The sequence below is a fragment of the Gluconacetobacter dulcium genome (assembly GCF_014174165.1).
Classification (GTDB): Bacteria; Pseudomonadota; Alphaproteobacteria; order Acetobacterales; family Acetobacteraceae; genus Gluconacetobacter; species Gluconacetobacter dulcium.
Window position 1 is genome coordinate 152,360 of the sequence record NZ_JABEQN010000003.1, and the last position, 13,752, is coordinate 166,111.

General features: G+C 64.0%; 13 protein-coding genes. 3 read left to right on the forward strand and 10 right to left on the reverse strand.

Features of this window, described 5'->3' with window-relative positions; translation table 11 throughout:
- Positions 1–63: 63 nt before the first annotated feature.
- Entirely contained in the window at positions 64–726 is a 663-nt protein-coding gene (locus HLH25_RS03690; protein ID WP_182972787.1) for an Abi-alpha family protein, read from the forward strand.
- Positions 727–1,502: 776 nt separating this feature from the next.
- On the opposite strand, the gene HLH25_RS03695 is transcribed toward HLH25_RS03690, so the two are convergent.
- From HLH25_RS03695 to HLH25_RS03715, 5 genes are all read right to left on the reverse strand, one after another.
- Positions 1,503–1,685, reverse strand: coding sequence for a hypothetical protein (locus HLH25_RS03695; protein ID WP_182972788.1), 183 nt, complete (start codon positions 1,683–1,685; stop codon positions 1,503–1,505).
- A gap of 104 nt (positions 1,686–1,789) precedes the next feature.
- A complete protein-coding gene (locus HLH25_RS03700) occupies positions 1,790–2,806 on the reverse strand; it encodes a Gfo/Idh/MocA family protein (RefSeq protein WP_182972789.1) in 1,017 nt (338 codons plus the stop codon).
- A gap of 165 nt (positions 2,807–2,971) precedes the next feature.
- A complete protein-coding gene (locus HLH25_RS03705) occupies positions 2,972–3,781 on the reverse strand; it encodes a transglutaminase-like domain-containing protein (protein ID WP_182972790.1) in 810 nt (269 codons plus the stop codon).
- A gap of 68 nt (positions 3,782–3,849) precedes the next feature.
- A complete protein-coding gene (locus HLH25_RS03710; RefSeq protein WP_182972791.1) occupies positions 3,850–4,209 on the reverse strand; it encodes a YidB family protein in 360 nt (119 codons plus the stop codon).
- A gap of 313 nt (positions 4,210–4,522) precedes the next feature.
- The gene (locus HLH25_RS03715; protein WP_182972792.1) at positions 4,523–5,257 is read right to left on the reverse strand and encodes a DUF2076 domain-containing protein; all 735 of its coding nucleotides are present in this window, start codon (positions 5,255–5,257) and stop codon (positions 4,523–4,525) included.
- Between the two features lie 183 nt (positions 5,258–5,440).
- Between HLH25_RS03715 and HLH25_RS03720 the strand changes: the two genes are divergently transcribed.
- Positions 5,441–6,313 carry a glycine--tRNA ligase subunit alpha gene (locus HLH25_RS03720; RefSeq protein ID WP_114727829.1) on the forward strand — a complete coding sequence of 291 codons (873 nt, stop codon included), beginning with the start codon at positions 5,441–5,443 and terminating at the stop codon, positions 6,311–6,313.
- 3 nt (positions 6,314–6,316) lie between these two features.
- On the forward strand, positions 6,317–8,377 hold the full coding sequence (gene glyS / locus HLH25_RS03725; protein ID WP_182972793.1) for a glycine--tRNA ligase subunit beta: 2,061 nt from the start codon (positions 6,317–6,319) through the stop codon (positions 8,375–8,377).
- Between the two features lie 149 nt (positions 8,378–8,526).
- On the opposite strand, the gene HLH25_RS03730 is transcribed toward glyS, so the two are convergent.
- The 5 genes from HLH25_RS03730 to mreC all read right to left on the reverse strand — a co-directional run bounded on the left by HLH25_RS03730 (position 8,527) and on the right by mreC (position 13,718).
- A complete protein-coding gene (locus HLH25_RS03730; protein ID WP_182972794.1) occupies positions 8,527–8,940 on the reverse strand; it encodes a DUF3293 domain-containing protein in 414 nt (137 codons plus the stop codon).
- On the reverse strand, positions 8,937–10,088 hold the full coding sequence (gene rodA, locus HLH25_RS03735; protein WP_182972795.1) for a rod shape-determining protein RodA: 1,152 nt from the start codon (positions 10,086–10,088) through the stop codon (positions 8,937–8,939). The genes HLH25_RS03730 and rodA overlap by 4 nt, the downstream gene beginning before the upstream one ends.
- Before the next feature lie 197 nt (positions 10,089–10,285).
- On the reverse strand, positions 10,286–12,199 hold the full coding sequence (gene mrdA / locus HLH25_RS03740) for a penicillin-binding protein 2 (protein WP_182972796.1): 1,914 nt from the start codon (positions 12,197–12,199) through the stop codon (positions 10,286–10,288).
- Between the two features lie 37 nt (positions 12,200–12,236).
- On the reverse strand, positions 12,237–12,800 hold the full coding sequence (locus tag HLH25_RS03745; RefSeq protein ID WP_182972797.1) for a hypothetical protein: 564 nt from the start codon (positions 12,798–12,800) through the stop codon (positions 12,237–12,239).
- 12 nt (positions 12,801–12,812) lie between these two features.
- Positions 12,813–13,718 carry a rod shape-determining protein MreC gene (gene mreC, locus HLH25_RS03750; protein WP_182972798.1) on the reverse strand — a complete coding sequence of 302 codons (906 nt, stop codon included), beginning with the start codon at positions 13,716–13,718 and terminating at the stop codon, positions 12,813–12,815.
- Between the last annotated feature and the right edge of the window lie 34 nt (positions 13,719–13,752).

The following is a 13,752-nucleotide window of genomic DNA, read 5'->3' on the forward strand; positions in this document are numbered from 1 at the left end:
GTCTGCGAAGGCCGGGGCTTTTCCATGATTGGAATCCAAGCCAATCTCAAATCGGAGGATATCATGGACCTACAGCCTATTATCGACGCAGCCACTGCCGGCCGAGACATTGTGCGGCTTCTCCCTGCTGGATCAAAAGAACTCGCTGAACAAATCGTTGGGGCAGGTAGCGACACGATACGAAGATGGAGACAAGATCGCGAACGCAGCAATCTCGAAGAGATTGCTAAACAAGTAAGAGCATTCACCGACGGTCTACCTCTAGATGAAAAAGCCTCATCTAAAGTCGCCGAGCAAATCATTGATGTCGCGAAAGATGAGGATCGCGAAGAGCTTCAGAAGCTATGGGCCGCTATGGTTGCTCGATTGATGACCGGTCAGTTGCGGACAATCCGGCCGGAATGGATGGAGATCATCAAAAGCCTACAAGAGATTGATGTTGCTATTCTTACCGTTATACCAAAAATCTCTTACACCGTCTCAGCATCAGGCATAAATGTTTACAATCTTTTCAACAGTCATATAAATGAAATATGGCCCCAATCGTCGTTTTCCGATGACGATATTGATCTAGCATTTGTTCATCTTGAATCGATCAAGCTCATATCAAAGGGAAAGACAAGTGGACTTTCTGCGATAGGGCACATTGGCAAATCTCCTTACCAATATACTACCTTAGGAAGGAAGATCGTCGAGATCACATCACCACCTACCAAAGCTGATTGATCCCGACCTTTTCGACCTTGGAATCCAACCTCTGCTAGCGTGACATCCTATGTTCATGATACGTTCTCATCATGGGCCATGCGGTGTCACAACGTAAGAAAGAAGAGGAACGCCGGTTCGTCCTGGCGAGCCGAGTCGCGACCTACAAGGACTGGCAGCTAAAGGCCCACTGTCAGAGGTGTCATGAGACGCGAATCGTCAGGCTCGATTCGCTTGATGGCACGAAGAGCATGGCTGAGGTCCGGGATGCCTTGAGGTGTCGCAGGCACCGCGTCAGGCCCCTATCCGTGCTGCTATGCCATGAATGGAAGCGGCTGACGTTGGACCTCTGAGCGCGCAGCGGTACCTTATATATAGGGGGGCCACGGGACGCCATCTATGGGCTTGCCCTTTCAGATCAAGCCCTATAAGAGAGGCCGCATTGGTGAGAGCCGGTAGCTCAGTCGGTAGAGCATTCGACTTTCAATGGGAGCGCAGTCGGGAAACTGGCTGTGGAACAGACCTTAAACTCGGTGAACGCTCTGACCTCTGCGTCGTGCCAATACCGAGCCAAGCCATCGCAAGATGGAAGGTGTAGAGACTTGACAGGGTCCACCTAACGGCCTTCGGCCCATGGTGAAGATAAAGTCCAGACCACGAACCCTCGGGGCGGCTAAAGCCGAAGTGGTACGTAATCGAATGGTCGTGGGTTCGAGTCCCACCCGGCTCACCAACATATCTCACGAAAATGTTACATGCAGAGCAGTAGCATTTAACTGCGCGCGAATCGCAAACCTCTAGCAAAGCCCCGCCAGAGGTTCGCAGTTTTCTGCCGATTTTTCGGGGTCGTATTTAACTTTTAATCGAATGGTCGTGGGTTCGAATCCCACCCGGCTCACCATCTTCTTTCCCCGATCACATTGCGTGCGCCACTCTTCTTTTCCGAAGAAAAGAAGAAGAAAGATTTCCGGTCCGCTCATGAACCAGAGCATGACCCGGCATGATGGTCCTGAACGAATCAGGATTCTCCGGTTCTTTTTTCAAAAAAAGAACGAGGGTTTCCTTACTACGCCGTCGCCTTCCCTCAGGAACACGGCAGATCGCGTATTGTCTGGATAATCTTCAGCACTTCCAGCGTTTCATCGGGCGGAGAAAGCGTAGCCGCCGTCTCGCCGCTTTGTATGGCCCGTGTCGCTGCCTCTATTTCAAATTGCAGCCCATATCCCGGAAAATCAAAAGCATGGCGCCGGACACCCGGCAGGGGCAGCTTCCGTGCGATTTTCGAGAAAAGGCGCGCTGCAAACGGGCTTTTACCCAACGCCCGAATAGTCCTGCCTATGGCAGGTCCGGTCTCCAGCACCTGGCGCGCGCCGATGAAAGGGGATGGCAGGACAAGCGTCCCCCGTGTGCCTTCGATCACGAACAGATTGCCACCCGTATTGTCGAACGCGCACCGCAGGGTCGCCGGAACGCCACCGAAATCCAGGTCCAGACGCGCCGTCCGATCGACCCCTGTCGGCGCGGCGCACCATGCGCCTGAAACCGTATCGGGCCGTCCCAGGAGCATGAGCGAAAGGGACACCAGATAACATCCCAGATCGAGCAAGGCGCCTCCTCCCTGAAGAGGGTCGAAGAATCGGTCCGTCGCATCGTAGGGATGTTGAAACGCGAGTTCCCCCGTCACGCTGCGCACCGTTCCAATCGAGCCACGGTCCAGAGCCTGTTGCACGAACCGGATCGCCGGCAGGAAGCGGCACCACACGCCTTCCATCAGGAAGACATTCCGTTCTCTGGCAAAGCCGATCAGGCGTTCGGCCTGCTCCACATTCACAACCAGTGGCTTCTCGACGAGAACGCTCTTGCCGCTTTCGATGGCGGCCCAGGCCATGGAAAAATGAGATGAATTGGGCGTGGCGATATACACCGCGTCAACACGCGCATCCTGCAACAGCGCGTCATGACCCTCATACGCGACCCCGCCGTAAAGACCGGCGAATTGCGCGGCCCTCTCCATCGTGCGGGACGAGACACCCGCCAGATGGCAACCGGGAACGCGCGCAAGGTCTTCGGCGAAATGACGGGCGATAACACCCGTGCCCACAATGCCCCATCCGAGAGACGTGCGTGAGCGATCTGCCGGCCCGATTGGGGCAAGCGAGGCGATATCCATGGATGACATGAACACGATCAATACAGGAAGCAGGAAAAGCCGCGCGAGTCTTATCGCACATGGCCGAGGTGATGATGACCGGGGACGATCGGCGCTTCAGCCGAATTCCTCATATGTCGTCACGAAAAAGTTGGACAGAACCGCCGGGCCGAAGGTCGTGGTCAGGGCTACGTCCGTCGCGTCGCGTCCCCGCGCCATCACGATCCGTCCGATCCGGGGCATGTTGTGCCGCGCATCGAACGTGAACCACTGGCCTTCCAGCCAGACTTCGAACCACGCCGAGAAATCCATCGGGTAATCGACCGGCGGAATCCCGATATCGCCCAGATACCCGGTGCAGTAACGGGCGGGAATATTCATGCAGCGGCAGAGCGTCACCGCCAGATGGGCATAATCGCGACACACGCCCACCCCTTCCTGATAGGCTTCATAGGCCGTACGGGTCGGGCGCGCCTGCTGGTAGTCGAAACGGATATGCTGGTGCACGAACGAGACGATCGCCTGCACCCGCCCCCAGCCCGGCGCCAGATGGCCGAACATCGACCACGCAATGGAAGACAGCAGATCGGTCTCGCAATAGCGGCTGCCCATCAGGAACACCAGGCAGTCCGCCGGCAGGTCCGCCACCGGCACCTCCCGCGCGCCGGGCATCCACCGGTCGGGCAGACCGCTGTCAGCGATGACGAAGGACAGGCTGGTGCGCAATGTGCCGGCCGGCGCCAAAACGCGGGTGCAGCGATTGCCGAACCCGTCGAGATAACGCTGTGCCGGTACGGGCGGGTCGAAGATCGGGGTCTGGGGGGTCATCAGGTCCGGCTCGCGATCCGGATGGACCTCGAGCATCAGTACCATCGCGGTCGGGGCCTGAACCGTCAGGGCAATGTCATAACCGGCACGAATCAGCACGCCGTCTTCCCTTCCTGACCGTCTTCATCACCCCGCCCGTACCCGTTCACGATGTCAAGTCGGCCAAGTCAGTGCGGTTCGACCGCGTGCGCCCGCTTGTAGATCACGATCGGCAATTGTTTCGCCAGGATCGTGACCACGGCCGGTACCGACAGGCCGGTCTGGGCGGCGAAATGCTCCAGGTCATGTTGCGCGATCAGGGTGCGCACCATGTCCTCGGTTATGGGACCGGTGTTGCCGTCGGCCCTCCAGCGCGCGACCATATCGCCATAGCCCGCGGCGACGGCGCGATCGGCGAAGCCGTTCACCCCATGCTCGCGCTTCACGCCGTCCAGATATTCGTGGATCGCGGTCACCAGGCCCGAATGATCGTAAGTGGCGCCGGTCAGGAAATCGCCAAGCGTCGTTGCGGAGTCGGTGATGGACATAGTGCCTCTCCATTCTCGAAACGTTGTGGCCTGATACCCGCAACGCGGCGAAAACCGCCTCGTTCCCGTCCTCCCGAATGGTTGAGGATGGCACGGCCCCAAAACGGAAAAACCGGAGCCTTTCGGCCCCGGTTTCCCGCGGATGAGACGACACAGAGGAAATGGCCTTAGTGGCCGATTTCTGAATAACACTCATTCATGTTTGATATCAATCACCCTCGCGGCAATGTGAGCGGAGGGCAGATTCTCCCCCGAACACAAAAAAAGGCGGCCCTTTCGGGCCGCCTTTCATCGTCGCCGAAATCAGCGCGGCTCAGAAATTGTCGTCGCCGCCACCGCCCCAGTCACCGCCGCCGTCGCCACCGCCGGCATCGAAGCCCGGATCGACATCGGTCCCGCCGCCACCGAACGGGTCGGCCCCCGGAGCCGCCCCGTAATTGTTGTTGATGATCGTCTCGCCACCCGCCCCGGCGCCACCGAAGCCTCCGGCGTCATGATGGCCACTGAACAGGTCGGTCAGGGCGTTGCCCACCATCATGCCGCCCGCGACGCCGGCCGCCGTCGTCAGGGCCGACCCGAGGAAGCCGGAGCCACGCGCCGGAAACATCCCCGGCTGCATTCCCATCGGATAGCCCTGCTGCGGCTGAGGCGGCGGCGGAGCGGCCTGCTGGCCCCAACCCGGCGGAGGTGCCGCCTGCGCGCGCTGGCCACCGCCGAACAGGCCGCCGAAAATGCCGCCGCCACTGCCGGCGGGGCGCTGCTGCTGCTGCGCCTGGAGGGCCTGCTGCGCCTGCTGAAGCTGCCACTGCAACTGCTGGATGCGATTCTGCGCCGCCACCAGCGCCGCTTCCTGCACCACCGCCATCTGGGTCACGCGGTAGCGGGCCTCGGGATATTGCTGGAACATCTGGCCGATGAACTGGTCGGCCTCCGGGTCGATCGGCGGCAGATTGGGCGTTGTCGCAGGAACGCTGCCGAAGCCCCCCTGCGGCGCGCCCCCCACCCGGGCGACGAACTTCGTGATCAGGTCGCGTTCTTCGGTATTCATCTTTCCGTCCCTGTCTCCGACAAGAGTGCCAAGCCTAGATGTGGCCCGCACGCATGGATTGCGCAAGCCCAGCCTGCCCCGCTACGCGCCGCCTTTCGATCCGCGCCTCATGGCTGTATGGTGCGGCCCCTGTGCGTGCCGGATGGCATGCGTTTTCCATCGCTTACCGGAGCATCCCCGTCCATGGTCCCGGCCTCCGCGCCTCGCCCCCTGTCCTTTCAGGACCTGATCCTGAAACTGCATCAGTTCTGGTCCGCACAGGGCTGCGCCATCCTGCAACCATACGATACCGAGGTCGGGGCCGGTACGCTCTCGCCGCACACCACCCTGCGCGCGCTGGGCAAGCGGCCGTGGAAGGCAGCCTATGTCCAGCCCTGCCGCCGGCCCTCCGACGGACGGTACGGCGAGAATCCGAACCGGCTGCAACATTATTATCAGTACCAGGTGCTGCTGAAGCCGACGCCCGAGGACAGCCAGAAACTGTTGCTGGACAGCTATCGCGCCATCGGCATCGACCCGCTGGAACACGATATTCGCTTCGTCGAGGACGATTGGGAGAACCCCACGATCGGCGCCTGGGGACTGGGCTGGGAAGTCTGGTGCGACGGCATGGAGGTGACGCAGTTCACCTATTTCCAGCAGGTCGGCGGCATCCCCACCGTCCTGCCGTCCACCGAACTGACCTATGGGCTGGAACGGCTGGCGATGTATGTCCAGGGAGTCGAGAATGTCTACGATCTCGATTTCAACGGTCAGGGCCTGACCTATGGCGACGTTTTCCTGCGCGCCGAGCGGGATTATTCGCGCCATAATTTCGAGCTGGCCGACACCGAGATGTTGCATCGCCATTTCATCGACGCGGAGCGCGAGGCCACGGCGCTGGCGGAAGCCGGTATCGCCCAGCCCGCCTACGACCAGTGCCTGAAGGCCAGCCATCTGTTCAACCTGCTGGACGCGCGCGGCGTGATCAGCGTCAGCGAGCGCGCCTCCTATATCGGCCGCGTCAGGGCTCTGGCCCGACGCTGCTGCGACGCATGGCTGGCCGGCGAGGAATAAGTCATGCCCGAATTTCTGCTTGAACTGTTTTCCGAGGAAATCCCCGCGCGCATGCAGGCGCGCGGGGCGGACGACCTGCTGCGGCTGGTCACCGAGGCCCTTGCCCCGCTGAACCCGCGCGATGCCACCGCCTTCGCCGGTCCGCGCCGCATCGCCCTGACCCTGGTGCTGGACGGCACCGTTCCCGGCACCACCATCGCCGAACGCGGCCCGCGCGAAGGCGCGCCGGAAAAGGCCCTGGCCGGCTTTACCCGCAAGCATGGCGTCAGCCAGGACGATCTGGTGCTGGAAGGCGGCTTCTGGGTGCTCAATCGCACCGTTCCGCCGGTCGAGGCGGCTACCCGCATCGCCGAAATTCTGCCGCCTCTCCTGCGGCGCTTTCCCTGGCCCAAATCCATGCGCTGGGGCGAGGGCAGCGCCTTCACCTGGGTCCGGCCCCTGCGCCGCATCCTGTGCCTGCTGGATGGCGAGGTCGTCGATATCGCGCTGGCCGACGGCGAGGATAACGGTCACGGCCTGCGCGCCGGCCGACTGACCGAGGGCCACCGCTTTACCGCCCCCGGCGCCTTCGCCGTAACCGGTGCCGCCGACTGGCGCGAGGGCCTGCGCGCCCGGCAGGTTCTGGTCGATGCAGCCGAGCGCCGCACGCTGATCGCGGACGGCATCGCGCGACTGGCCGCCGAGGAAGGGCTGCGCATCGTCGCCGATCCGGGCCTGGTGGAGGAAGTCGCGGGGCTGACCGAATGGCCGGTGCCGTTCCTGGGCCGGATCGACGAGACCTTCATGGACCTGCCGCCCGAGGTCATGCAGGTGTCGATGCGCGTCAACCAGCGCTATTTCGCGCTGGTCCGTGACGACGGCTCCGCCGCCCCGCGTTTCGCCTTCGTCGCCAATCTTCAGCCAACGGACGGCGGCGCGCTGACCATCGCGGGCAACGAGCGGGTGCTGCGCGCACGCTTCGCCGACGCCCGCCATTTCTGGGATCTGGATCGTGCCCGCCCCCTGGCCAGCCGGGTGGCGGCGCTGGATGCCATCGTCTTCCATGCCGCCCTCGGCAGCCAGGGCGCGCGCGTGCGGCGCATCGTCCGTCTGGCCGGCCTGCTGGCGCCGATGGTGGGTGCCCCGGTCGCCGAAGCCGAGCGCGCCGCCCTGTTGGCCAAGGCCGATCTGACCACCGGCATGGTGGGGGAGTTCCCCGAGCTTCAGGGCGTGATGGGATCGTACTACGCCCGGCATGACGGCGAGCCTGCCAGCGTCGCCACGGCCGTTGCCGAGCATTACATGCCGCGCGGCCAGAATGACGGTGTGCCGACATCGCCGGTTTCGATCGCAGTCGCGCTGGCCGACAAGATCGACAGCCTGACCGCCTTCTTCGCGGCTGGCGAGAAGCCCGGCGGCTCGGGCGACCCCTACGCGCTGCGCCGCGCTGCCCTGGGCATTATCCGTATCATCCGGGAAAACGCACTGCGGCTGGATCTGGTCCGGCTGTTCGTGCTGGCGGCCGACGCCCTGCCCGAGGCCCTGCGCGACGCACCGGACCTGACTCTGCTGCCCGGCTTCGTGGCCGAACGTCTGCGCGTGCAGTTGCGCGCCGAGGGCGCACGCCACGATATCCTGGCCGCGATTTCCAGCGGCAATGAGGACAGCGACATCACGCGCCTGCTGGCCCGCACCGACGCGCTGGCCGCCATGCTGGCCACCGATGACGGACGAAACCTGCTGGCAGCCACGAAGCGCGCCGCCAACATCCTGCGGATCGAAGACCGCAAGGACGGGCCGCACGACGGCACCCCCGACCCGACGCTGTACGAGCAGGCCGAGGAACGGGATCTGGCCAACATGCTGCTGGATGTCATTCCCGCCGTCGAGGCCGCGATCGCCAGCGAACGCTACACGGACGCGATGCGCGAGGCCGCGCGCCTGCGGCCGGTGCTGGATCGCTTCTTCGAAGCCGTCACGGTCAATGCCGACCGCGCCGACCTGCGCCTGAACCGGCTGCGCCTGCTTGCGGAACTGCGGCGCATGACTGTGCTGATCGCGGATTTCAGCCAGATCGAGGGCTGATTTTTTCCCCACCCGGCGGTCAGGCCGGGTGGGGAATTGCGGTTTCAGACAAAAGACACGAATTTTGATTTGCTGAAGCACTTTTCCAGCAAGCATATGACAGGCGAATAACAGTCTTTATTCTTCTTTTTCTTCGGAAAAGAAGAATGTCATCCGCGTCCATCAAGAAATACCAGCCGCCCCGGACCGCCGTCCCGCACGAGCAGAACCGCGTTCTGCCCGAAATGGCGGGCAATCACCCGCGCGCGCGCCAATGGCAGGCACGCGGCGAACAATGGCTCGGCCCATTGCCCCAGCCTGCCCTCGCCTTCATGGCGTTCGCAGCCCGCGAGACGCCCCGCCAGAGCCCGCATCCGGCGGCGATTCCAGCCATCCGGCCGACGGCGGCCGCCCGGATTTGCGGCACTGATAAAGACCACGTCGCCCCGCCGCCACCATCCAGATCCCTCTGGACCATCGGGCAGCGGGCGCTGGCCGACCCGCACCGAAATTCCGCCCGCGCGATACAGGCTGCGCCGATAGGCACGCGCGGTCGCTTCATCGACCGGCCGCAGCCCGGTCACGACCGGTCCTCGCCCTCGCCGAACTGGTCGTTGCGATGGACCCAGGCGGACATCAGCAGGCCGAAGCCGAACATCACCGTCAGCATGGCCGAACCGCCGTAGGAAATCAGGGGCAACGGCACGCCGCCGACCGGGATCGTCCCCATCACCATCGACAGGTTGACCGCGCAATACAGGAAGAAATTGGTCGCGATCCCCAACCCCAGCAACCGCCCGAACTGGTTGCGGCTGCGCATGGCGATCAGCATGCCGCCGACCACCATCAGCATCAGCAGCCCGATTACCGCGATCCCGCCGACATAGCCCCATTCCTCGGCGATCATGGTGAAGATGAAGTCCGTCTGCTTTTCAGGCAGGAAGTTCAACTGGCCCTGCGTGCCGTGCAGGTAGCCCTGCCCCCACATGCCGCCCGAGCCGAGCGCGATCTTCGACTGGATGATGTTGTAGCCCGCCCCCAGCGGGTCGCTCTCGGGGTTGAGGAAGGTGGTGATGCGCGCCTTCTGGTAATCGTGCAGATGGCTGTAGGCGAGCTTGCCCAGAAACGGCAGCGGCAGCAGCAGCAGCGCGATCTGCCACAGGCGCATTCCGGCGCCGAAGAAGACCGTGGCCCCCACGACCCCGATGATCACGCCCGTGCCCAGATTGGGCTCCTTCAACACCAGCCCCACCGGCACCAGCACCATGGCGGCCGGAGGCAGCAGATACAGCGGATTGACCATGCGCCGGTAGCTGACGCGATGAAACCAGGTCGCCAGAACCAGCACCAGCGCGATCTTGGCCAGTTCCGATGGCTGGAGTTGCACGCCGCCGATCACGAGCCATCGCTCCGCCCCCTTGCCGACGTGACCCATGCGCAGCACGGCGACCAGCAGCACCAGCGACAGACCATAGAGCGGCCAGGCCAACCGCGTGAGCACGCGGGGGCTCATCAGCGCCACGCAGACCATCATGACCAGCCCGATGGCAAAGCGGATGGTCTGCGGCCCCGCGAACGGGCGCGACGACCCGCCGGCGGCGGAATACAGCGCGCAATACCCCACCATGGCCAACGCGCAGATCAACAGCACATACAGCCAGTTGACCTGCCACAGCTTGGCCAGGATGCGGAAATTGGGTTCGGCGCGCAGCAGCCGTTTCTGGAAATTCATGCTCTCGATCCCGAGTCATGCCCGCGATGCCGCGCGGACGGCGGCCACACATGCGCGCCCGGTCCACCCATGTCCAGAGCCCGGTGGATGCTGCCGGGGCGGAGCCTGTTTGAACGCGTGCAGCCAGACAGGTGAAGAGGCCGGTAAACACAATGCACTGGAGCATGTCCACCGAAGCGGCTTGCGGTGCGGATGCCCTAGCCGAAATCCTCGACTTCCGCGACTACCTGGCCCGGCGGTTCCTTGCGGTTCGACGGGTCGCGGGTCAGCGTATCGGTCATGATATCGCGCGCCAGCGGGGCAGCGACCGCCGCCCCCGCATTGCCATGTTCCACGACGATCGCCGCCGCGTAACGCGGCGCATCATAGGGCGCGAAACAGATGAACAACGCGTGGGGCCGGTATTCCCACGGCAGCAAGGACGAATCGAAATGGCCGCTCTCGCGCAGAGCGCGCGAAACATGGCGCACCTGTGCCGACCCGGTCTTGCCGGCCATCTGCACCCCCGGAATATCCAGGCGCGCCTTGGGTGCGGACCCATGCTCCTCATTGACCACGGCATACATGCCGACCCGCAACTGGTTCAGGAAGGGTTCGGGCATGTCCAGCGCCGGCCAATGGCTCCCCTCGGCACTCGCGCCCAGCCGGCCGGAGACCGCGCGCACCAGATGCGGCTGCACCGCCCGCCCGCTGGCGATCCGCGAGGCATAGGTCGCGAGCTGTAGCGGCGTCACCTGCACGAAGCCCTGGCCGATGCCGCTGACGATCGTATCGCCGCCATTCCAGTGCTGGCCATGCGCCCGCCGCCATTCGGGCGTCGGGATCAGGCCCGGACGGGTATGCGGCAGTTCGATATCCAGGTTCGTACCCAGCCCGAAATTGTGCGACGCCGCCGCGATCGCATCCATCCCGGTCCGCCGCGCCACTTCATAGAAGAAGACGTCGCAGGAAAATTTCAGGGCTTCCTTGAGGGTCAGCGACCCGTGGCCGTAGCGCGACCAGCAATGGAAGCGCGTGCCGCCCACATCGAGATAGCCGGGGCAGAAGATCCGGTCGGTCGGCGACAGGGTGCCGGCCTGCAATGCCGCCATCGCCACCGCCGGCTTGAACGTGGAGCCCGGCGGATAAACGCCCGCCACCGCCTTGTTGATCAGGGGCGTGCGCGGATCGGTGGCCCATTCCTGCCATTGCGCCTGGCTGACCCCGCTGTCGAACAGCGAGGGGTCGAAGGAGGGGTTGCTGACCATGGCCAGGACTTCGCCATTGCGGCAATCCATCACCACCGCGCTGGCCGACTGGTCGCCGATCCGCCCCAGCACGGCCTGCTGCAAACCCGAATCGATGGTCAGGGTGATTTCGTCGCCCGGCTGCCCCTCGTCCCGCGACAGTTCGGACATCAGGCGGCCGACCGCGTTGACCTCCACCTCGACCGCGCCGACCTGGCCGCGCAGCAGCCCGTCCTGCGTCTGTTCGATGCCCGCCCGCCCCACCCGCATGCCGGGGAGCGCCAGCGTCTGGTCCTGCGCCACGTCCTTTTCGCCGGGGGGGGCCACATAACCCACCACATGCGCCAGCAGCGGCCCGAACGGATAGTTCCGGGTGGTCCCGACATCAATCAGCACACCGGGGAGCGAGGGCGCGTTCAGCTCGATCCGCGCCATGTCGTCCCACGACAGGAAATCGTGCAGCATGACCGGGATAAAACGCCGCTTGTGCCGGATCTCGCGCTCGATGCGCGCCCGGTCCCTGGCCTCGATCGGCACGAGGGCGGAGAAGCGATCCAGCGTGCCTGGAATGTCGCTGGTTTCCTCGGGCAGCAGCAGGGCGCGCCAATTGACCTTGTTGGCGGCCACGGCAATCCCGAACCGGTCGACCACGCGCCCGCGTGGCGGGGCGATCAGACGACGGCTGACACGGTTATTCTCGGCCATCCGGGCGAAATGATCGCCTTCCAGCACCTGCAACCCGTAGAGCCGGTGCCCCAGCAGGCCGAAAGCCGCCATCTGCGCCCCCAGCACCACCAGGGCGCGCCGGGTAAAGACCCCGCGCGACGGCGTGTCGGCATCGGGCCGCGACATCAGACGCTGCAAGGTTTTGCGCCGCCCGATCATCAGCCCATTCCGATCCGGGTAAACTGGGAAACCGCCATCAGGCCCGATCCGGGTTGGCGATCGAACGCCCCATGGTACTGAACACCACGCAGAGAAGCGGAAACAGGCCCACCCCGAGCACCCATTGGAACGCGAAGGCGATCGCCGGCACCAGATGCAGCGACAGTGCGGAAATCAGCCCCCATTGCAACGCCGTCGCCCCCAGCGATACCCCGGCGAACACCAGCCACAGCAGGAGGATATGCGCCCGCGAAAAGCCGTAACGCCCCGACAGCGCCACCCCATGCACGAGCAGCACCACCAGAAGCATCACGCCCGGCGGCCCGAACCCCAGCAGATCGACCAATATGCCCAGCAGGAACACAATGGGCGACGACATCGAGGCCGGCCGGAACACCGACCAGAAGAAGACCGACGACAGCAGGATGCCCGGCAGCAGTTCGGCCTGTCCGGGCACGCCGAATGGCGCGGACAGCAGCAGGACAGCCAGCGCCGTCAGCACCGCCGGCAGGCCGCGACGCGACAATATGTCCAGCCGCCGCCACAGGCTGGGCCGAGGCTGGATGCCTGGTTGGAACTCTGGAGCCTGGTCGGGCGTCATCCATGCACACTCTCATCCACGGCGGAGTGGGGAGGGAAAGGGGAGCGAGAGGGAATCGGCCGGGCGCCGCACCGGAATCCGCCCCGGCGCATCGGGGGGGACGACAGTGGAGCGCCCATAATCAAAGACCCGGACGATGTCGAGATGCCCCAGTGACGCGAAGGGGATGACGACCGGCTGGCCAGGACGAACATAATGGATCTGCCCGACGGGCAGGCCCGGAGGCATTGTGTCGATCTCGCCATTGGTGACGACGCGCTCTCCCTCGATAGGAGGATTGTCCTGGGGATAGTAGATAAGGCGAGGCGTACCCGAATTATCGCCGGCCATTATAGCGGCCCCGTGACTGACTTCCAGTCTGACCGGTATGCGGCTGGACGCATCGGTGATCAGCAGGACACGCACCGACCGGCTGCCGATCTCGGTCACGCGCCCCACCAGGCCGGAACCGTCGAGCACGATTTCGTCCTTATGGATTCCCGCATCGACATTGGCGGCCACCAGCACGCTGCGCGCATACAGGCCGCTGGTATCGCGAACGACCCGCCCCGTGACGAAGGAGGGCGAGGGATCGGGCATCCAGTGCAGATTGGCCTTCAGCGACGCGTTTTCATCGGCCAGCGCGGCCGCGACATCGTACCAATGTCGAAGATTGGCGTTTTCCGCGCGCAGGCGCTGATTTTCGGCTTCGATTCGGCCCATGTCGCGCATGCGATCCAGCAGCGTGCGCGCCTGTTCCTGCGGCCAGACAACCAGCCCGTACGCGGGAGCCAGGATATCGGCCAATCCCATGCGCACCCGTTCGGTCAGGCTGCGGTCCGCCTGCCCGAGCAGGATGATCCCCAGCGCCGCAACGATCAGAATCGGAAGAACCAGCCGCTCCAGCGCCTGACGCAAGGTGATGGATAGCGGAATCATGACCGACCTGCCGGGTATCGTGCGTACCCGCGCC